The sequence below is a fragment of the Empedobacter sp. UBA5924 genome (assembly GCF_002431085.1).
In the GTDB taxonomy this organism is placed as follows: domain Bacteria; phylum Bacteroidota; class Bacteroidia; order Flavobacteriales; family Weeksellaceae; genus Empedobacter; species Empedobacter falsenii_B.
In genome coordinates this window covers 1-20,827 of record NZ_DJDM01000038.1, presented here as the reverse complement: position 1 = coordinate 20,827, position 20,827 = coordinate 1, and the positions used below count along the sequence as shown (strand labels likewise).

The following is a 20,827-nucleotide window of genomic DNA, read 5'->3' as shown; positions in this document are numbered from 1 at the left end:
AAATAATATTAATAAAAATTATATAATTTAGATTCAAAAGATTAGGCTTTTGAATGAAGTCAAGCTTTTATTATTACAATGGTTTCACTAAATTTGCGTATATTTATTGATGAATAATTATTGTTAATTTAATTTCTATTATTATGAACAAAGAATCAGATATACTAAAATTAGAAGAAGCAGGAGCGTTAAATCGTTTAGCTAAATCTGCATCGCAAGCTGCAATCAGAGTTTCAGAAGCATTAGATTTATCAGTTCAATATGTTCAAGGAAATCGAATCATCGAGAGAAAACCTAATGGAGAAATTAAGGTGATTAAAACAATAGATCGAGTAAAAGTTCCAGCTGAATTGAAAAAAGGAGCTAAATTATGTCTAAAATAAAACGTTTGCGCGTTTTTGCTGGTCCAAATGGATCTGGAAAGTCTACTTTATTCGATTCAATCTCATCAAAATTTAATGCTGGATATTTTATTAATTCAGATTTGATTGAGAAAGAAATTTCTTTAAAAGGTTTTATTGATTTGGATCGATATGAACTAAAACTTACCGAAAAAGATTTTGAAGATTTTAAAACTGAACCTGCTTCAGTTTCATTATTCGAAAAAGCAAATAACGAAGGAAAAGCAATTGATGTGCAGTTTCGAAATAATGTTTTGGTTGATAAATCTAAATCTACACATAGTTACGAAGCGTCTTTTATTACTTCATTTATTCGAAAACACTTATTGATTAAAGGTAAATCTTATTCATTTGAAACGGTAATGAGTCATCCTTCTAAAATTGATGAAATAGTGGATGCTAAAAATCGTGGTTTCAAAACATATATGTATTTTGTCTGTATTGAAGATCCTTTGATTAATATTTCTCGAATTGAAAATAGAGTAGAAAAAGGTGGTCACGCTGTACCAGATGAAAAGGTGATTAAACGATATCATTCTACTTTAATGAATTTATTTCCAGCTTTAAAAATTGTAGATAAAGGCTATATTTTTGATAATTCAACTCAAGAAATGAGATTATTTGCACAAGTTAAGAGAAATGAACTTGAAATAGTTTCGGATAAAGTTCCAAATTGGTTTATAAAACAACTGCAATAAAAATTTTATCTTTGTAATTATAATGGTACAAATGGACGAATTCTAATTTAGAACGCCATATATTACAAGGATTACATTAAATACTATGGATTTAAAAGATCAATTAAAAAATCTTTTTCCTGATCATATACCTGAGCCAGAAGAAGTATCAAATGAAGAACAACATGAGTTATGGATTCAGAAAGAACCATTGATTTGTAAGTTTGAGAAACGAAAAGGGAAAATAAATACAATTATAGAAGGTTACGAAGGAGAAACAGAAGATTTCAAACTTTTAGCAAAAGAAATTAAGCAATTTTTGGGTGTTGGAGGGAGTTTTAAAGACGAACAAATCATCATTCAAGGAGATTATCGCGACAAGATTATGGCTTTCCTGAAAGATAAAGGATTTAAAGTGAAAAGAGTAGGTGGTTAATAATTTCTTTACAATTATTACTGATAAAAATTGTATATTGTTCTCTTATTTTTAATTATAAAATCATGAGTAAAGCAGCATCAGAATTAGTTTTAAATGCAGACGGAAGTGTTTACCATTGTAATATAAGACCAGAGCATTTAGCAGATACTATTATAACTGTTGGTGATCCAAATCGTGTCGAAAAAGTTTCAAGACATTTTGATACAATCGAGCACACAGCAAGCAAAAGAGAAATTGTAACGCATACAGGAACGTTGAATGGTAAACGTTTAACAGTTATTTCGACTGGTATGGGAACGGATAATATTGATATTGTTTTATCTGAGTTAGACGCTTTGGCTAACATCGATTTAGAAACTGGAGAGATCAAAAAAGATTTCAGAAAATTATCATTTGTTCGTATGGGAACTTCTGGAGCTTTGCAAGCGGATATTCCTGTTGATAGTTTCGTTATTGGTTCTCATGGTTTAGGTTTAGATGGACTTTTGCATTATTATATTGGGAGTGAAGCGGTGATGAATAAAGAGGCAGAAGATGCTTTTATCAAACATGTTGATTGGTCGCCGAAAAAAGCACGTCCATATTTAGTAAAAGGATCTGATTTGTTGTTAGATAAATTGGCTTCTGAAAAAACAATTCAAGGAATAACGGCTACAGCTTGTGGTTTTTACGGTCCTCAGGGACGTTATTTGAGATTGCAACCAAATCCAGCTGATATTAATGAGCGTTTAACAACTTTTAATTACGAAGGTTTAAGAATCTCTAATTTTGAGATGGAAACTTCTGCAATTTATGGATTATCAGCGATGATGGGACACGAAGCGTTATCAATAAATGCAATTGTTGCGAATAGAATTTTAGGTGAATTTAGTGCCGATTCTTACAAAGCAGTTGATGCAATGATTGAATATTCGTTGGAAAGATTAACGAAATAATTTCAGAATTAATTATACAAAACAAAAGCTCGAGAAAATTCTCGAGCTTTTTTGATTTTATATAATTTAAGAATTTTAATTCAAATTCATTAATTCTTTTGCTTGATTGATTGCTGCATCTGTTAATTCTGAACCAGAAATCATTTGAGCAATTTCTTCTAAACGTTGTTGTTGAGAAAGTTCTATCACATTTGTTTGTGTCGTTTCGTCAACAACTTCTTTGTAAACTTTTAGCTGATAATTTCCTTTTGAAGCAACTTGTGGCAAATGCGTAATTACTAAAAGTTGCATATTTTCAGCCATTGTTTGCATTACTTTTCCTGTTTCATTCGCAACTTTTCCAGAAATTCCTGTATCAATTTCATCTAAAATCAACGTTGGTAAATGTTGATGCGTTGCCAATAATTTTTTAATCGCTAACATCAATCGAGAACGTTCTCCACCAGAAACAGATTTCTCGAAAATACGCGGTTCCATTCCTTTATTTGCCGAGAATAAAAACAAAACTTCATCTTTTCCAGTTGCTGTGAAATCTGCTGTTTCGTTTAATTGAATCGTTAATTGAGAATTTTCCATTCCTAATTGTGACAACGTATTCAAGATATTTTTTCTAATAATTTCGATAGAAGAAAATCTATTTTTTCTAATCTTAATTGATTGTTTTTCAAGTTTTTCTGAAATTGAATTCAATTCTTTATTTAAGTGAATAATTAAATCACTCAAATTATCAAACCCAGAAGTTTGACTTTCTAATTCATCACGTTTTGCAATTAATTCTTCAACAGAAATCACATTATGTTTTCGTAATAATTTATGAATCAAATCGTAGCGATCTGTAATTTCTTGTAATCTTTCAGGATTAATTTCAGTCGAATCTATCAAACTACTCATTTCACCCGAAATATCTTGCAATTCTATTTTTGATGAAATCAATCGCTCGTAAATCAAATTGTATTGCGAATTATAATCCGAAATTTTATTCAATTTATTGCTTGCTTCATTCAATTGAGAAATTATTCCCATTTCAGGATGCTCCAAAAATTGATAAGTTTCATTCAAAATCGAAATAATTTCTTCTACATTTGATAAAGATTTTATCTCGATTTCCAATTGTTCTAATTCCTCATTTTTTAGCGAAGCATTGTTCAATTCTTCCCACAAATGCAATTTATATTCTAAATCTTGCGATTGATTTTCTAACGAATTTTGAGCATCTTTTATCTTTTTCTTTGTTGAAATATAGTGGTTAAAATCTTTCCTATATTCTTTCAATAAGTCTTTGTTTTCTCCGTAAATATCCAACATCGAAAGTTGAAAATCAGCTTCAAAGATTTTAGGGGTATTAAATTGAGAATGAATATCAATCAATAATTCTGATAATTCCTGTAAAATAGAGACTTTAACAGGTGTGTCATTGATAAAAGCACGCGATTTTCCAGAAGGTAATAATTCTCTTCTCAAAATAGATTCGTCTTCATAATCTAAATCATTCTCTTCGAAAAAATCATTTAATTCAAGATTTTTAATCTCAAAAACAGCTTCGATAATACATTTTTCATCAACATTTTTCAAGGCTTTTAAATCGGCACGTTCGCCTAAAACTAATTTTAAAGCACCTAACAAAATCGATTTTCCAGCACCAGTTTCACCGGTAATTGTGGTCATACCTTGATGAAAATCAATCTCCAATTGATCGATAATGGCGAAATTATTAACGCGAAGAGTTTTTAACATTTACTTTTTCAATTTATTCCAATAATTGTCGTTGTATTTTGGCGCGATTGAATTTAAAATTCCTTTCAGTTTCTCGATATTCACCGTAGAAACCTGTCCGCCTGAAAATACTTGACTAATTTCGCTATTTTTTGCTGTTAAGAAAAGTTCTAAAGGATAAAATTGAGAATAATTTCCTCTTTGGTAAAATTCTAACTGCAATAGAGTATTTCCAATAGCATTTTTACCACGAACTTCGTTCTCAGACATAATGTCTAAGCCGTTTCTATGATATTGATAGATGATATTTCGAAGTGTAGAATTATCCGATTTTAAAATATTGTTAATTAAGGCGGTACGCGATTTTATTCCATCTAATTCGCTCCAACCAGAGAAATTATTGTTCGCTTGACCGAAATCTGCAATTTTCTTCGCCATTTTGAAATACTCTGTTCCGCCTTCTTTCGCAAATGTATCTGCATCATATCCCAAAACTAAATAAATGTAATACGTCAATACATCTGTCAAATTTTTTCCACTGAATTTACGATCATTGAAAATTAATTCTTCAGATTCTTGGTATTGAAACGTAAAATTATCGTCAGATAAATTAAGAACAGGCGTATAGTACGTTGAGTTAAAAACAGGACGACGAGATTGTACCAAAATAGTACCTTTCATTCTGTTTCCCTCACGTTCCGTTACATTGATGACGAAACTAGCTTCAATTCTTTCGTATGTTTTTAAACGATCATTTGTCCATTTTGTTGAATTAATAAACGTTTTTAATGATCTTTCTAAAGTTTGATAAACCTGTGTATTAGATCCCTGAACCTGAGAATAATCGACTTTTACATCTGCAATAATATTTTGCGAGAAAGCCGAAATAGCTAAACACGACGAAAAGAAAATTGAGGCTAATTTCTTCATAATAAATTTTATAACTTATTTAAAATGACATTCAAAATATCTTTTGCAACATCTGTTTTTGATTTTGCATCAAATTGTTGCATCGATAAATCTTTATCAATAATTGTAATTTTGTTTGTATTCTTCTGAAAACCAGCTTCTTTATCTTGCATCGAATTAAGAACAATAAAATCAAGATTCTTTTTGGCTAATTTTTTCTTTGCATATTCTTCTTCGTTATTCGTCTCTAATGCAAAACCAACCAATAATTGATGTGTTTTGATTTCGCCTAACGATTTTAGAATATCAGGATTTTTCACCAATTCGATAATTAAATTATCATCGTTTTCTTTCTTAATTTTATGCTCAGCCATTTTTTTTGGACGATAATCTGCAACAGCCGCTGACATTACCACAGCATCAGCATCAGCAAAATTAGCGTACATCGCTTCGTACATATCACGAGCAGAAACAACATTTATTCGATCGATAGGAAAACCTGTAACAGATTCGTGACTTGGACCACTAACCAAGGTAACTTTTGCACCCAAATTAGCAGCAGCTTTTGCAATCTCGAATCCCATTTTTCCCGAAGAATAATTACCTATAAAACGAACAGGATCTAAGTTTTCGTATGTAGGACCAGCAGAAACTACTACTTTTTTTCCGTGAAGTGGGAGAGTAGCTTCGATTGTACTTTCCAAAAACGCAATAATGTTTTCAGGTTCAGCCATTCTACCTTCTCCAATTAATCCACTTGCTAATTCACCAGCTTCGGCAGGAATACAAATATTTCCGAAAGATTCTAATTTAGCAATATTTTCTAAAGTTGATGGATGTTTGTACATATCCAAATCCATTGCTGGAGCAAAATATACAGGACATTTAGCCGAAAGATAAGTAGCTAAAACCAAATTATCACACGTTCCATCTGCCATATGAGAAAGTGTATTTGCTGTACAAGGTGCAATAATCATATAATCTGCCCAAAGTGCATATTCTACATGATTATTCCAATCACCTTTATCGCCAAAAAACTCCCATTCAACTGGATGTTTGGAAAGCGTGGAAAGTGTAAGTGGGGTAACGAAGTTTTGAGCTTCTGGTGTCATAATAACTTTGACATCTGCTCCTTTTTTGATAAGCCCTCTAACAAGAAAAGCGGCTTTGTAGGCCGCTATTCCGGCAGAAACTGCCAAAAGAATTTTTTTACTATGTAAAACAGACATTATTTATCCTCATTTGGATTTCTGTAATATACGTCATTGTCTAACCATTCCTTAACCGCAATAGAAGTCGGTTTTGGTAATCTTTCGTAGAATTTTGAAACTTCGATTTGCTCTCTGTTTTCAAAAACTTCTTCTAAAGAATCTGTATGTGCAGCAAACTCATCCAATTTCTGAATTAATTCAGTTTTCATTTCTTGGTTAATTTGTTCTGCTCTTTTACCCATAATTACAATCGATTCGTATAAGTTTCCTGTTTTCTCATCGATTTTATTACGATCATAAGTTTGTGTTGTTGGTGCTGCACCGATATCCTTGAAATTCATAATGAAAGAATTTTATATATTTTACTATTATTTATTATTTTGCTCTTTGCTTAATTCAGCTTGATCAGCTTCAAATTTCTTTTTAGCTACTTCTATATCAGCTAATTGTTTTTTAGTCTCAACCATATCTTTGTCGATTTTCTCCATCAATTTATCAGCTTCTGCTTTAAATTTTGTTTGCGGATAATATCTTGTTAACAAAAGATATTGCGTTCTGGCATCTTGTAAACGTAAATCTTTGTTCTCGATACGAGAGAAATTTAACGCCAATTCTGTTTTAGAACGTAATGAATACATCATTGCTTCTTCACGAAATTTAGAATCTGGATATTCATCAACCATATTGTCAAAAGAAACTCCAGCAGCCTTATATTTCATTGTTTTGTAATAAACTTTAGAAATTTCGAAAGACTTTAATTCTAATTTTTGTCTAAGTTCTGTAATATAATTATTCGCTTCTGCAACGTGTGCTGATTCTGGATACGAATTGATAAATCCTTGTAACTCACTGATTGCTGTGTACGTACTTGTTTGATCCAAGTCATATTTTGGCGAATCTTTGTAATAAGAAAATGCCGATTTGAATAAAGCTTCTTCTGCACGGCTATCCATAGGATAAGCTCCTGCAAAGCTTTTGAATTGATGTCCTGCTAAACGGAAACTTTTTTCGTTAAAGTTACCTTGTGCCATATTATAGGCAATGTCCGCAGATTTTTCTGTTCCTACAAATGATGTAGAAATTTTTTCATACAATTCGTTTGCCAAATCATATTTACCATCTTGATACAATTGTGTAGCCAATGTAAAGATTTCGTCTTTATCCGTACTTTTCATCGCTTTGTTATAGGTCTTGTTACAAGACACTAAAGAAGCGCCAATTAAAACTACTAAGCTTAGTTTTTTAAACATTCTGCAAATTTAATAAAATTTGAGGACTAAAGTATAAAATATTTTTTTCTTATCCTCTTAATAAAATCTCAAAGTTTTGATTTATTCCGCTGTTGTGTCTGTACTTAATGTAACTATATCACGATCAAATAGATATAAACCTCCTTTGTCAGATCCAATCATTTCTAGCTTATCTAAGATATTTCTTGCTAATTTTTCTTCTTCAATTTGCTCAGAAACATACCATTGCAAGAAATTGTGAGTTGAATAATCTCTTTCTTCTAATGTTAAGCCTACAATTTCGTTAATTGATTCAGAAACAAAGCATTCGTGGTTTAAAATTGCAGTAAAAACTTCTTTCAATGTTGTGAAATCTTGTTTTGGTTCTTCAATTTGTGGAACAAACGCTTTTCCGCCTCTTTCGTTAATAAATTTAATTAATTTTAACATATGCATACGTTCTTCGTCTGCATGCGAGTACAAGAAATTTGCAGTTCCTTCTAAACCTTTCACTTCAGCCCAAGAAGCCATAGCTAAATATAATTGAGAAGAATCTCCTTCTAATTTGATTTGTTTGTTTAATGCGTCTAATATTGTATCTTTTATCATAGCTTTATTTTTTTAGATGTTTGATAATAATTGGTTAATTTTTGTTGTCAAATTAGCTGATGCTGGAACTAAAGGTAATCTTGTAAATGGTTTACAAACTCCTTTTTTATCTAAAACAGCTTTTATTCCGCAAGGATTTCCTTCCTCGAAGATAGCACGTGTAATTTCTACAACTTTGTAATGACCTTCGTAAGCAGCAACAACTTCTTTGTTGATTGCTTTGCGAATCATATCTGTAAAAACAGTTGGAACACCTTGTCCAATAACAGAAATAACACCAGAACCTCCAGCTAAAGTCATTGGAACAGCGAATTCATCATCACCAGAAATAATATTGAAATCTTCGCGTGTATTTTTACGGATAATATCTGTTGATTGTAAGAAATCTGGTGAAGCTTCTTTAATCGCAACAATATTTTTGAATTCATTTGCTAAACGAATTGTTGTATCTGCTGAGATATTAGAACCCGTTCTACCAGGAACATTATACAAAATAATGTTGGCGTCTGTACTTTCTGCAATCGCTTTATAATGTTGATAAATCCCTTCTTGATTTGGTTTATTATAATAAGGAGAAACCGTAAGAACTGCGATATAATCACTCAAATCTGTTTCTTGATATCCATTAATAACTTCTGCCGTATTGTTACCTCCAATACCCAAAACCATCGGAACACGATTAGCATTCGCCTTCTTTATTGTTTCGATTACCTGTTTCTTTTCATCTTTTGTAAGTGTTGCTGCTTCTGCAGTAGTTCCTAAAATAACTAAATACTCAACACCGCCATCGATACTATAGTTTACTAAATTTTCTAATGCAGTATAATCTACGGTACCATCTTGTTGAAAAGGCGTAACCAAAGCAACTCCTGTCCCAATTAATTGTTTCATCTTTTATAAATGTTATTAAATCTAATACTAAGTTAAAATTCGGAATTATATCTTGAATAATCAAATAATAGTGCTAATCTATAATTGGTCTTAGATAAAATCCAAAATCTTTCAAAAATAGCGATTAATTTATAGGAATAAAATTAATTTAAGCCAATGTTTTATGATTTTACTTATAAAAAAAAGCCACTCAAAACGAGTGGCTCATATTATTTCTAACTTTAGATTAGTTAAATGTATATTTAAATCCTAAAGAAAAACGACCAGCTTCAAAATCTGAATCATTTGATAATCTCCAATCAGGCTTCCAATCAAAATGTAAAGCCAAAGGAGCAGATGGAATTTTATATTCTAAACCTGCTTGTGGACGAATACCAAATATTGTTTTATCTTCATAATATCCTTTATCTACAAAAGTTAATTGAGGTCCAACCCCTACATACCATCCTAAGCCATTTGTACCAGAAAAAGGTTGATTATATGTATAATCTGCACCTAAAACAGTAACATGATCTCCAAACATCACCTGTACATTACCAGCGTTTTTACCATCAAAAGAGTGTTTGAATTGTGGACCTACTAATGTTTCTCCATCTCCTAAATCTACAACAACACCTAAAGCATTTTTATAGTTTTGAGCATTTACTTGAGAAATTCCTAATGCCATTACAGCAACTAATAATACTTTTTTCATTTTTATTAAATTTTCAGTTTTTAACTTTGTTATACCATCTATTTTACAAAAAGCGTGCAAATGTTATCTTAATGTTAAGTTTTAACATTTTTAATCGAATAATAATTATATATATTGCTTTGTATGAGTAAGATATTTGGTTAATTTAAAATCATTCTAAAGTTTAAACTTTTACATTATTCTCTTAAAAAAGTTAATTTTGTAGAAACAAAACAATAATGATTAAAACTGTAATTTTCGATATGGACGGCGTAATCGTCGATACAGAACCAGTACATAAATATGCTTATTTCGAACATTATAAAGAACTGAATATTCCAGTTACGGAAGAATTATTTGCTACATTTACAGGACAATCGACAAAGAATGTTTATCAAATTCTGAAAGATAAATTTGATCTGAAAGAAGAAGTGAACGATTTGGTTTTGAGAAAACGTACCATCTTTAATGAAGCTTTTGACACAAAACCTGATTTGTATTTGATTGACGGGGTTGAGAGTTTGATTAAAGATTTATACAGTAATGGAATCGAACTGATTTTGGCGTCCTCGGCTTCAAAATCGACAATTGATCGAGTTTTTAATCGTTTTGAGTTGAATCAATATTTTACACATAAAATTTCTGGCGAAAACTTTCCGAAGTCAAAACCAGATCCTGCTATTTTTCTATATGCAGCTGATTTGGCTAAATCTAAACATGCTGAATGTATAGTTATCGAAGATAGTAAAAACGGAGTGGAAGCGGCTTCCCGTGCGAATTTGTATTGTTTAGGTTACAAAAGTGCAAATTCGAAACAACAAGATATTTCAAAAGCAAATTGTATTGTAGATGATTTTAATGCGATTGATGCAAATTTTATTAAAGAATTTGAATTAACAATTTAAGATTAATCAATAATCTTAAATTGTTTCATTAAGAAAATGGCATTCATCATTTTGGTTGTGCCTTTTCTTAATTTATAATCTGAATAATAATTGTTGTCCACGTTTTTTAATTCGAAACAATAATTAATAATATGATCCGGGTTTTCACCTTCCATTTTCGTTAATTCTAAATCGTGAGTCGCGATAAAACCAATCAATTTTGTAGGAGATTTAATCAATTTTTCTAAAAATTTTTGCGAACCAATTAGTTTATCTTCTGAATTTGTTCCTTTTAAAATCTCATCTAAAATGATGATTTGTGGTTGATCATTTTCTAAACGTTCAATCAAAATTTTCAATTTATTAATTTCATTTTTGAAATAAGAATCGCCAGAAGACAGATTATCGACTGTCCTGATACTTGTAAATAAATCCATTGGATAAAATGACATTTTTTCTGCACTCACTTTTGAGCCATTCATTGCCAAAACCAAATTTGTTCCAACTGTTCTCAAAAAAGTACTTTTTCCAGCCATATTTGCACCTGTAATAATCGCAATATTGTTTGGACGATTGGTTTCAAAATCATTTTTCACAACTGTTTTTTCATCTAATAAAAGGTGAAAACCATTCGTAATTTTTAACGCATAAGGTTCATCTACAATTTCGGGATATGTAAATGATGTATGTTTATCATTGAAAATAGCAAAAGAAACGAAGGCCTCTAATTTCGCCAATTCATCTAACCAAGGTTTGATTTGATGAACCGTTTTTTGAACTTCATTTTCAAATTTGATCGAATAATGTAATAGCCACAAGAAAAATGTATTCAACACAAATCCGACAATCGGGAAATTTGCTGCATCTAAAGTTTCTTTTGTTGAAGAAATTGTCTTGATTAAATCCGATGATTTGAAAGGATTTACAAATGTATTTTGAATTTCAACATTTAGTTTTGATTCAAATTTTTCTTCTTCAATATGTCGAAAAACTTCATATAAATTATCCAATTCATCTGCTTTCATTGTCGTATAAGCTGCTATTCGTCGAAGTTGTTGTTTATAAAACATGGAAATTGCATTCGAAATAATAACTGCGCCTAGAATCCAATAAAAAACAATTTCTTTCGGAAAACTAATAATTGCTAAAGCGATAAAACATAAAATATTCAGAACAGAAAAGATGAGTGGAAGTAATTTTATTGAATTAGTATTGAATACACGATTTTCGAACACAAAAATTGAAGATTGATTCATGTTTAATCGCTTTGTAAATGTCAAAAATGTCACTATCCAATTTCTTTTTTCAGCCAATTCTGTAAATGCATTTTGTCTATCAATAATTTCTGATTTGTCTAAAATCAAATTCGATAAAAAATGTTTCAACTGTAAATTTCCAATTCGAGTTTGCGTTTTATTGATCCGATTGAAGATTGAATTTCCTTCCAAAATATCTAAATCTTTGTTGTAAACATTATTGAACTGAGAATTATCTTCAACAAATGGATCGATAGAATCATCAGATTTTATTTGATTGATAATTTCTAAAGCTTGGATTGAATAATTAATTTGCGAAGAAATTTTAGAAGTTTTAACCACTAAAACGATAAAAACAATAAATAAAATAGAAGAAATAATCAAATATAAATTGTTGCTCGACGTGACGTAAAGCAAGAAAAATACAACCGAAATAATAAATGCAACAAGCCTGATATTGCTGATTTTATTCTTTTTTGACTTTAAAAGATTAAAATCATTTTGTAGTTTTTCTTCAATTTTCAGATAGTTTTCCATTCTTAATTTTATTTCTGATTAAAGGTAGTGGTATAAATAATAAAAGAGCGAAATTTCCGCTCTTTTAAATTGTTGTTTATATAATTGTGTGAATTACAACACTTTTATTTCGAATACTTTTTCATCATTCAAATAACCTTCTAACGTATCTTTTGAATTGATTTTAGAAACTCCCGCTGGCGTTCCAGTAAAAATTAAATCGCCTTTTTTCAAGGTAAAATATTTAGAACATTCCGCAATTAACGTATTGATATGAAAAATCATATCTTTTGAATTTCCTGTTTGTACATTTTCTCCATTTCGATCTAATTTGAATGTAAGATTTTCTAAATCAAAATTTTCTTTTGGATGAAAATCAGAAGCAAATGCAGAACCATCAAAAGCTTTCGCAATTTCCCAAGGAAAACGCTTTTCTTTCAATTCTTGTTGTACATCGCGCGCTGTAAAATCAATTCCTAAACCGATTTCTGAAAAATAACGATCTGCAAATTGAGGTTGAATCATTTTTCCAACTCGATCAATTTTAATTACAATTTCCGTTTCAAAATGAACTTCTTTCGTAAAACTTGGAATAACAAAAGGAAAACCCTTTCTTAAAATGGCCGAATCTGGTTTCATAAAAAACATAGGCGATTCTGGAATTGGATTATCTAATTCTTTTGCATGTTCGACGTAATTTCGTCCGACACAAATAATTTTCATCGCTTAAAAACCGTTTTGTAATTTGATTCGAGTAAAAACTTTCTTTGTATATAAAGGAAAATCGGCATTCTGAATCCACGCATAATAACCTGGATCTTTCGCAAAGATATCCGTCACAACTTGTCCTTTATACTTGCCAAACGAAATAATTTCTTGGTCTTTATCATTGTACTGAATAAATCCAGCTAAATCAGCCGTTTTGCGTTGAGAAGAAAATTCGCTCAAAAATTTATTGTCATTTTCAAGCTCGTCATATTTCTCGATTTGCGCCATCAAAACTTCGTAAGTCGCAATTGTATCAGCTTCCGCAGAATGTGCATCAATCAAATCTTTATCGCAATAATACTTATAAGCAGCGCTTAAATTGCGAGGTTCCATTTTATGATAAATCACTTGCACATCAATTGGACGATGTTTTGATAAATCAAAATCAAAACCATTACGTAATAATTCTTCTGCTAAAAGTGGAATATCAAAACGATTTGAATTATATCCTGCCAAATCAGAATCTTTAATCATTTCCATAATCGCAGGGGCAAGTTCTTTGAAAGAAGGCGCATCGGCAACATCTTCGTCAGAAATTCCGTGGATTAAAGTTGTTTCTGGTGGAATTGGAATTCCAGGATTAACTTTCCAAGTTTTTACTTCTTTTGAACCATCTGTCAAAGCTTTCACGATAGAGATTTCAACAATACGGTCTTTTGAAACATTAGTTCCAGTTGTTTCTAAATCAAAGAAACAGATATTTTTAGTTAATTTCATTTTGTAATTTCTTTTCTAAAAATGATTGAGATAAGGATGTACAATAAGATGATTAGCGGAATTGCAGCAACTTGCAACCAAGCCACTAAACCTAATGTAATGATTAAGAAAATATATTTATAATAATTTTCTGCCCAACTCAATCCTTTAAATTTTAAGGCAAATAATGGTAAATCGACAATTAATAAAACACTAAATACAATAGAAACGGCAATTAATAAATACGGATCAACAGATGGATTTATAATTTGTCCATTATTGTAATAGATAGAAAATAATGAGAAAATAAATAAGGTATTTGATGGTGTTGCCAAACCTTTGAAATACGTTGCTTGATCTTCATCTAAATTAAATTTTGCTAATCGTAACGCCGAAAAAGCAGGAACTAAAAAAGCAAATAATGAAATTGCAGCAATTTTTAAATTCTCATTTTCATAAATAAAATCAGTTGAAAAATGATTAAACATCGAAAATAACATCAATCCTGGTACAACACCAAACGAAATACAATCTGCCAAAGAATCCAATTCTTTTCCAATCGGGCTACCAATATTCATTAATCGTGCAACCATTCCGTCCAAAAAATCAGCAACTAATGAAATCAACATCAAAACCATCACAATTGTAACTGTGGTAGTTGTGATTTGAGCATTGCTCGAAATCATGAAAATGGCTGATAATACACCACATGAAAGATTAAGTAGTGTTAGAAAATTTGGAATTGTAAATAATTTCATAAATGAATTTTTCATCACAAAAGTACAAACAAAAATTAATCTGAATCCTTTTTAAACACAATAAAACCACTATTTTTGAGTTTTTATATTCGTAATTCATCAATTTTGAAAAAGACATTCCTTATATTATCTGTTCTAGCAAGTCAATTTGCTTTTTCTCAAACCACACGCAAATATTCGAACGAGTTTTTGAATATTGGTGCAGATGCGCGCTCGTTTGCAATGGGTAATGCGGTTGTGGCGAATATTGGAAATGCTAATGCGGCTTATTGGAATCCTGCTGGATTAACGGAAATTACCTATGATTGGGAAGCTGCAGCAATGCATGCTGAATATTTTCAGTCGATTGCAAAATTTGATTATGCGGCGGTTGCAATTCCGTTGAGAGAAAGTAATTCTACGATTGCATTTTCGTTTACACGTTTTGGTGTTGATGATATTTTGAATACAACAGAATTGATTGATAATCAAGGAAATATTAATTACGATAAAATCTCTAAATTTTCTACAGCAGACTATGCTTTAACAATGTCTTATGCGGGAAATGTCTTTAATAATAAAGATATTCAGTTTGGTGCAAATGCTAAAATCGTTTATCGACATATTGGGAAATTTGCGCAAGGATTTGGTTTCGGTTTAGATCTTGGTTTGCAATATCGTACCGATAATAAAATGTATTTTGGTTTGATGGCACGAGATATTACAACAACTTTCAATGCGTGGAGTATCAATAAACAAAAGGTAAAAGAAATCACGATTGACGAACCAAATAATGAAGGTGAGCCAACAATTTTGAATGATTTACCTGGAGAGAATATCGAATTAACAATGCCTAAATTGCAATTTGGAGTTGGAAAACGTTTTGATTTTAATGAACGAGTTTCGTTATTGGGAGAGGTTGATATGAATATCGAATTTCAACAAATGAATGCCGCAATTTCTGGAAAAGGATTTTCGATTTCGCCGCAAGTTGGTCTTGAATTAGGTTATGATGACATGGTTTTTGTACGTGGTGGATTGAATAATTTACAGAAAATTTCGCAATTTGATGGAAAAGATAAAACTCAAATTCAGCCAAATGTTGGGGTAGGTTTCAAATACAAAGGAATCTCGATTGATTATGCTTTGACAAACTTTGGAGACAGTGGTTTAGGATTATATTCTAACATTTTCTCAGTCCGTTTCGAGATGGATAAATGGAGATAAATAAGTTTTACTCATAATTATATTGATAGGTATATTTTTCTGAATATTGATATTTTATACTCTGTCAAGTGTTTCCAAAAGCGTTTTGGCATCATTTGGATTAGTAACATCGAATTTTTCCTTGTTTCAATTGTTGTCCAATTAAAATAAGACTTCCACAATTCTTGGTATAAATTCTCTTTTACATCAAAATAATAATTAAAGGTAAAACATTATATTTTGGATCAGTTTTCGCAAAAAATAAATCTTAATTAATCTTTTCAAAACGAATAAATATCGCTGAAAAAGTTTAACAAAAAATTTAATCGTACTCCAAATTGATTAAAAGTTCAGTTTTTAATCGGCTGATAAAATTACAATCTAATTCAGCAAGAAGAATATCAATTAATTGAGACAAAAAATCGCGGTGAATATAGTTAAATACAAAGGTTTTTTCATTTGTCATAAAATAAAAATCAAAATGACTAAAATAACCTGAAATTGATTTAATCTCTAGTGTTGGAAGTTCTTCGGGTTGAAAAAAATCACTTAATTTTGCACGATAATCATGCATTTTTTTGATAGAATTTGAATTAATATCAACATATTCCAAATTTAAATCTTCAATTTCATCTGAATAAAATTGAAACAAAAATTCATTTTTAGGATAATCATTTATGTACAAATTGAAACGATTATCTTTTTGGTATAACTGAAAAAGTCGATTAAATTCTTGCACATTATTGATCATAATAGATGAAGTTAAATAATTGATTTGAATAAATTTAAAAACATTTAGTTAAATAATCAAATAAAAAAGAGCCAAATTAACTTGGCTCTTGTATTTCTAGTAACGTATTGTTCTTGTTGTATTTGAAATTGGTTGATCAATATCTTTGACGAATTGTGTTCGTTTGACCCAATTTTTATGATTATCATATTGATATTTAATCGTGGAAATATTCTTTACTTTTCCTGCTTCATCAATCACAGTTTCTTCAATAATATTATTGTTTTCATCAAATTTGCGAATATATTTATTGACTTGTTTATTGTCTTTGTCCACATAATTTTCCTCTATAGGATTGCCTTTCGCGTCGTTTTTATAATTCAACGTATAATTTCCTTGGTTATATTTCACCAATGTTTTGACTAAAAATCCATTTTGATATTGAAACGTTTTTTCGATAAAAACATCAGAATCTTCCAATAAATTAGTTTCTCTTTCGTAAGTTACATTCTGATTTTGGTCTAATTTGTATTCAGTTTTAGAAACATTGACATCATTTTCGCTTTTCGTGACAATGTAACCGTCTGTTGTATATTCATAATCAAAATTGAAAACTAAACTTTCGTCATTGTTTTTCATTTCTCTCGAAATCAATTTATTCGATTCATTATAATTAAATATTTCAGCAAAAGTTTTATTTCCAGCTTCATCAAAATAATCACGTTTTGTCGGATTACCATCTTTATTATACGTTGATTTTGTGTAATATTCCGTTTCATAACCTTCAATAAACTTCATGCGAATACGTGCTTTTTGCATCGATTCTTCGATAAAAGTTGGATTTCCTAAAACATCATTTTGTTGTAATTCAGATTTTTGAGCAAATGCAAAACCTGAAAATAATATGGTAATTAAAGCAATGTTTTTTAACATATGTTGTATTTTTTTTTTTCTTGAATAGAAAGATTAACCAAAATTAATTCAAAAATGTAAATTTCTTGATCTATTTAAAGGTGAACGTAAAAACTAGAACTTATATTTGAAAAAAAAATAAAAAAATGAGCACAAAATTTAAACTTTTAGGAAATCAACCAGCATTTATCGATTTATCATTGTTATTAGTACGTTTAGCTGCTGGTGGATTTATGTTTACACACGGATTCGGAAAATTGCAAAAATTAATCAATGGAAATTTCGAATTTGGAGATCCAATTGGACTTGGACCAGAAATTTCTTTAGGTTTAACTGTTTTTGCGGAAATACTTTGTGCTTTTTTAGTTTTGGTCGGATTATTTACTCGTTTGGCGGTAATTCCACTAATCATTACAATGTTAGTTGCTGTATTTATCGTGCATGCAGATCATGATTTTGGTAAAAAAGAATTGGGATTATTCTACTTAATCAATTATTTAGTTATATTTTTATCAGGCGCAGGAAAATATTCTTTAGACAAATTGATACTTAAAAAATGATAAAAACATTAACCTATAGTTTATTGATTTGTTCTTCTGCATTATTTGCTCAATCAAAAAATATGAAAAACATTGTTTATACGCCATTAGCAAAGGCAGAATTAACATTAATAAAAGAAAAGAAATCCTATGATCCTTTTCGTGTTTTATTAACAACTTCGGATGCAGATACAAAAATCTTAAAATCAACTTCTATTGATATTGATCCAAAAGATCCATTAATCAAATTATTGGCCGATCGTATGTATGCAACGGTTCAAGACGAGGCAAGTAAAGGTGTTGGTATTGCAGCTCCACAAATTGGAATTAATCGCAACGCGGTTTGGGTGCAACGTTTTGACAAAGAAGGCGAACCTTTTGAGTTTATTATCAATCCAAAAATCACGTGGTATTCGGACATTGTTCGTCACGGTCGCGAAGGTTGTTTGTCTATTCCTGATATTTTCGGAAAAGTGTATAGAAGCTTGGTTCTTCGATTGGCATATTATGATTTGGATGGAAATTTTCATGATGAAACAGTTGAAGGTTTTACAGCGGTTATTTTTCAGCACGAATACGATCATTTAACAGGAACGTTATTTACAGATCGAATGAAAGAGCAAGAAAATCTAAATTACGTGAAAGCTGAAGTGATGAACGATGTTTTTTACTTGAAAAAGACTAGTTCTTTTACAGATGACGACGACGATGAAGATTAAAAATTTCTTAAAACCTAGAAATTATTATGCTTGGCATAGTTTTTAGTTTAATTTTGCAAAAACTTATTTAGAAAATTGTTAGCATACACTACATATAATCATCCAACGAGCACAGAATGGGTGACTTTTGTTCATGGAGCAGGAGGAAGTTCTACGATTTGGTTCAAGCAATTGCGTGAATTTCGCAAACATTTCAATGTTTTGTTAATGGACTTGAGAGGACATGGACGTTCTAAGAAAAACTTGAAAGCGCTTTTCGAAAAACGTTATACTTTCAAATCAGTTTCAAAAGATGTGATTGATGTTTTAGATCATTTAAATATCGATAAAACACATTTTGTTGGGATGTCTTTGGGAACGATTGTGATTCGACAATTGGCAGAAGATTATTCGGAGCGATTCAAATCAATGGTGATGGGAGGCGCAATTATGAAAATTAATTTTCAATGTCAATTTTTGATTAACGTTGGAAATACATTCAAACATATGTTGCCTTATTTAATCTTGTATCGAATTTTTGCTTTCGCTATCATGCCAAAGAATACGCACAAAGAGTCAAGGCTATTATTTATCAATGAGGCGAAGAAATTGTATCAAAAAGAATTTTTGAAATGGTTCAAACTCACTGCGGATGTCAATCCATTGCTAAAATGGTTTCGAAAAATTGAATTAAATATTCCGACTTTATATGTGATGGGAGCAGAAGATCATATGTTTTTGCCTTCGATTCAGGAATTAATAAAAGCACATACCAAACATTCAGAATTGATTGTTATCGAAGATTGTGGACATGTTGTGAATGTCGATCAACCACAAATTTTTAACGATAAAGTAATTGAATATATTCATCGAATTAAATAAAATAAACTAAAAAAAGCTTNNAAGCTTTTTTTAGTTTATTTTGATCTTTTTTCTAACAAATCTGGGCGACGTTCTTTTGTACGTTCAACTGCTTTTTCATGCAACCATTCTTCAATTTTAGGAAAGTTACCCGAAAGTAAAACATCAGGAACTTTTAGACCTTTATATTCGGCAGGACGCGTATAAATTGGTGGCGCTAACAAATCATCTTGAAACGAATCTGAAAGGGCAGAAGTCTCATCACCAATTACGCCAGGTAATAAACGAATAATAGAATCAGCCAAAATAATTGCGCCAAATTCTCCACCAGAAAGCACATAATCGCCAATCGAAATTTCTCTCGTCACATACATATCTCGAATACGTTGATCGATTCCCTTGTAATGTCCACAAATCATCATAAGATTTCCTTTCAACGACAAATCATTCGCAATTGTTTGATTCAACGTTTCACCATCTGGCGTCAAATAAATAATTTCATCATAAGTTCGTTCATCTTTCAATTTCGAAATCATTTTGTCCAAAGGCTCGCACATAATCACCATTCCAGAAGTTCCTCCGTACGGATAATCATCTACATGACGATAACGTCCTTTTCCAAAATCTCTCAAATCGTGAACATGAATTTCAGCTAAACCTTTGTCTTGCGCACGTTTCATAATCGAGGCAGAAAATGGACTAACTAATAATTCGGGTAAAACAGTGATAATATCTATTCGCATGCTGCAAAGATATTTGTTTAGCTACGTTTGAGCAAGTTTAAATCTATTTTTTGAATTTGATTGTTTTAATAGAATTTATAAATTCTTCTTGTGACTTTTCATCTAAATTGTAACCAATAAAATTAAATTTTGAAGTTGAGTTTTTAATAGTATCCATATAAACTGCAATTAATTTATGATGATTTGATTGTATAAGTTTTGCTTTTTGATGATCAATAACAATATAAGAAATCTGGTATTTTGAATGTACGATAGAATCAATATTTGTTTTATGAAGTTTATTGATATATAATTCAGAGATTTTTTCCAATTCTAAATCAGGATTATTATTTAAAATAGTTGTAAAAATACTATCTGCAATTTTAGCATTAATATCAAAATCTCCGCCTGCAAGTAAACCATAATCATAAATTAATGTATCATTATTTGGAGTAATAATTCCTCCAACTTCACTATCAATTCCGCCTAATTTCACTTTTTTCCAATCTTTCGGAATTTCCATAGAAAAACTTCTAAATTGAATCGTTTTATAATTGCTTTTATTACAAGATATTAATCCAAATAATATAATGAATTGTAATCTTCCCTAAAAAA

25 protein-coding genes and 1 pseudogene are annotated in these 20,827 nt (G+C 30.4%); 9 read left to right on the top strand and 17 right to left on the bottom strand.

Going from position 1 to position 20,827, the window contains the following annotated elements; translation table 11 throughout:
* Positions 1-143 precede the first annotated feature (143 nt).
* The 4 genes from B3792_RS10890 (at position 144) to B3792_RS10875 (ending at position 2,452) form a co-directional block, all read left to right on the top strand.
* Positions 144-383, top strand: a complete 240-nt coding sequence (locus B3792_RS10890) for a hypothetical protein (protein WP_291048307.1) — start codon at positions 144-146, stop codon at positions 381-383.
* Positions 371-1,099 (top strand): hypothetical protein, encoded by a 729-nt coding sequence (locus tag B3792_RS10885; protein ID WP_221854480.1) that lies wholly within the window; start codon positions 371-373, stop codon positions 1,097-1,099. Before B3792_RS10890 ends, B3792_RS10885 begins: the two co-directional genes overlap by 13 nt.
* Positions 1,100-1,184: 85 nt before the next feature.
* Entirely contained in the window at positions 1,185-1,514 is a 330-nt protein-coding gene (locus tag B3792_RS10880; RefSeq protein WP_291048303.1) for a translation initiation factor, read from the top strand.
* Between the two features lie 65 nt (positions 1,515-1,579).
* Entirely contained in the window at positions 1,580-2,452 is an 873-nt protein-coding gene (locus B3792_RS10875; RefSeq protein ID WP_291048300.1) for a nucleoside phosphorylase, read from the top strand.
* A 75-nt stretch (positions 2,453-2,527) separates the two neighbouring features.
* Here B3792_RS10875 and recN read toward each other — a convergent pair whose 3' ends face one another.
* From recN to B3792_RS10835, 8 genes are all read right to left on the bottom strand, one after another.
* On the bottom strand, positions 2,528-4,186 hold the full coding sequence (recN, locus tag B3792_RS10870) for a DNA repair protein RecN (RefSeq protein ID WP_291069582.1): 1,659 nt from the start codon (positions 4,184-4,186) through the stop codon (positions 2,528-2,530).
* On the bottom strand, positions 4,187-5,095 hold the full coding sequence (locus B3792_RS10865) for a DUF4835 family protein (RefSeq protein WP_115000576.1): 909 nt from the start codon (positions 5,093-5,095) through the stop codon (positions 4,187-4,189).
* An 8-nt stretch (positions 5,096-5,103) separates the two neighbouring features.
* Positions 5,104-6,303, bottom strand: coding sequence for a bifunctional phosphopantothenoylcysteine decarboxylase/phosphopantothenate--cysteine ligase CoaBC (coaBC, locus tag B3792_RS10860; RefSeq protein ID WP_286494839.1), 1,200 nt, complete (start codon positions 6,301-6,303; stop codon positions 5,104-5,106).
* Positions 6,303-6,626: a DNA-directed RNA polymerase subunit omega gene (locus B3792_RS10855; RefSeq protein WP_019973784.1), complete on the bottom strand. Its 324-nt coding sequence runs from the start codon at positions 6,624-6,626 to the stop codon at positions 6,303-6,305. The genes coaBC and B3792_RS10855 overlap by 1 nt, the downstream gene beginning before the upstream one ends.
* Positions 6,627-6,653: 27 nt before the next feature.
* The gene (locus B3792_RS10850; protein WP_038334250.1) at positions 6,654-7,535 is read right to left on the bottom strand and encodes an outer membrane protein assembly factor BamD; all 882 of its coding nucleotides are present in this window, start codon (positions 7,533-7,535) and stop codon (positions 6,654-6,656) included.
* Positions 7,536-7,616: 81 nt separating this feature from the next.
* Positions 7,617-8,123 (bottom strand): ferritin, encoded by a 507-nt coding sequence (locus B3792_RS10845; RefSeq protein WP_038334248.1) that lies wholly within the window; start codon positions 8,121-8,123, stop codon positions 7,617-7,619.
* A gap of 12 nt (positions 8,124-8,135) precedes the next feature.
* Complete coding sequence (gene dapA, locus B3792_RS10840; protein WP_115000572.1) at positions 8,136-9,014, bottom strand: 4-hydroxy-tetrahydrodipicolinate synthase; 879 nt, start codon at positions 9,012-9,014, stop codon at positions 8,136-8,138.
* Positions 9,015-9,240: 226 nt separating this feature from the next.
* Positions 9,241-9,708, bottom strand: coding sequence for a hypothetical protein (locus tag B3792_RS10835; RefSeq protein ID WP_038334238.1), 468 nt, complete (start codon positions 9,706-9,708; stop codon positions 9,241-9,243).
* A 218-nt stretch (positions 9,709-9,926) separates the two neighbouring features.
* Here B3792_RS10835 and B3792_RS10830 point away from each other — a divergent pair, with 218 nt between their 5' ends.
* Positions 9,927-10,592 carry an HAD family hydrolase gene (locus B3792_RS10830; protein WP_221854475.1) on the top strand — a complete coding sequence of 222 codons (666 nt, stop codon included), beginning with the start codon at positions 9,927-9,929 and terminating at the stop codon, positions 10,590-10,592.
* Between the two features lie 2 nt (positions 10,593-10,594).
* Here B3792_RS10830 and B3792_RS10825 read toward each other — a convergent pair whose 3' ends face one another.
* From B3792_RS10825 to B3792_RS10810, 4 genes are all read right to left on the bottom strand, one after another.
* The gene (locus B3792_RS10825; RefSeq protein ID WP_291069580.1) at positions 10,595-12,364 is read right to left on the bottom strand and encodes a MutS-related protein; all 1,770 of its coding nucleotides are present in this window, start codon (positions 12,362-12,364) and stop codon (positions 10,595-10,597) included.
* A gap of 93 nt (positions 12,365-12,457) precedes the next feature.
* Entirely contained in the window at positions 12,458-13,066 is a 609-nt protein-coding gene (locus tag B3792_RS10820; protein ID WP_115000569.1) for a fumarylacetoacetate hydrolase family protein, read from the bottom strand.
* A 3-nt stretch (positions 13,067-13,069) separates the two neighbouring features.
* A complete protein-coding gene (locus B3792_RS10815) occupies positions 13,070-13,828 on the bottom strand; it encodes a 3'-5' exonuclease (protein WP_038334216.1) in 759 nt (252 codons plus the stop codon).
* The gene (locus tag B3792_RS10810; protein WP_260509556.1) at positions 13,825-14,565 is read right to left on the bottom strand and encodes a CDP-alcohol phosphatidyltransferase family protein; all 741 of its coding nucleotides are present in this window, start codon (positions 14,563-14,565) and stop codon (positions 13,825-13,827) included. Before B3792_RS10810 ends, B3792_RS10815 begins: the two co-directional genes overlap by 4 nt.
* Positions 14,566-14,670: 105 nt before the next feature.
* On the opposite strand from B3792_RS10810, the gene B3792_RS10805 reads away from it, so the two are divergent.
* Positions 14,671-15,771, top strand: a complete 1,101-nt coding sequence (locus B3792_RS10805) for a PorV/PorQ family protein (protein WP_291069577.1) — start codon at positions 14,671-14,673, stop codon at positions 15,769-15,771.
* 17 nt (positions 15,772-15,788) lie between these two features.
* Here B3792_RS10805 and B3792_RS14135 read toward each other — a convergent pair.
* The 3 genes and pseudogenes from B3792_RS14135 to B3792_RS10795 all read right to left on the bottom strand — a co-directional run.
* A pseudogene (locus B3792_RS14135) lies at positions 15,789-15,950 on the bottom strand (DUF4130 domain-containing protein); the annotation flags it as partial.
* A 122-nt stretch (positions 15,951-16,072) separates the two neighbouring features.
* A complete protein-coding gene (locus tag B3792_RS10800) occupies positions 16,073-16,501 on the bottom strand; it encodes a hypothetical protein (protein ID WP_286494833.1) in 429 nt (142 codons plus the stop codon).
* Positions 16,502-16,597: 96 nt separating this feature from the next.
* Complete coding sequence (locus tag B3792_RS10795) at positions 16,598-17,413, bottom strand: hypothetical protein (RefSeq protein WP_038335805.1); 816 nt, start codon at positions 17,411-17,413, stop codon at positions 16,598-16,600.
* 125 nt (positions 17,414-17,538) lie between these two features.
* Here B3792_RS10795 and B3792_RS10790 point away from each other — a divergent pair, with 125 nt between their 5' ends.
* From B3792_RS10790 to B3792_RS10780, 3 genes are all read left to right on the top strand, one after another.
* On the top strand, positions 17,539-17,952 hold the full coding sequence (locus B3792_RS10790) for a DoxX family protein (RefSeq protein ID WP_180904370.1): 414 nt from the start codon (positions 17,539-17,541) through the stop codon (positions 17,950-17,952).
* Positions 17,949-18,650: a peptide deformylase gene (def, locus tag B3792_RS10785; protein ID WP_219034603.1), complete on the top strand. Its 702-nt coding sequence runs from the start codon at positions 17,949-17,951 to the stop codon at positions 18,648-18,650. Before B3792_RS10790 ends, def begins: the two co-directional genes overlap by 4 nt.
* Before the next feature lie 75 nt (positions 18,651-18,725).
* On the top strand, positions 18,726-19,511 hold the full coding sequence (locus B3792_RS10780; protein ID WP_291048260.1) for an alpha/beta fold hydrolase: 786 nt from the start codon (positions 18,726-18,728) through the stop codon (positions 19,509-19,511).
* Positions 19,512-19,546: 35 nt separating this feature from the next.
* Here the strand turns inward: B3792_RS10780 and trmD are convergent, their stop codons facing one another.
* Both trmD and B3792_RS10770 read right to left on the bottom strand, forming a co-directional pair.
* Entirely contained in the window at positions 19,547-20,233 is a 687-nt protein-coding gene (gene trmD, locus B3792_RS10775) for a tRNA (guanosine(37)-N1)-methyltransferase TrmD (RefSeq protein ID WP_125349373.1), read from the bottom strand.
* A 43-nt stretch (positions 20,234-20,276) separates the two neighbouring features.
* Positions 20,277-20,735, bottom strand: coding sequence for a hypothetical protein (locus B3792_RS10770; RefSeq protein ID WP_291048257.1), 459 nt, complete (start codon positions 20,733-20,735; stop codon positions 20,277-20,279).
* Positions 20,736-20,827 lie beyond the last annotated feature (92 nt).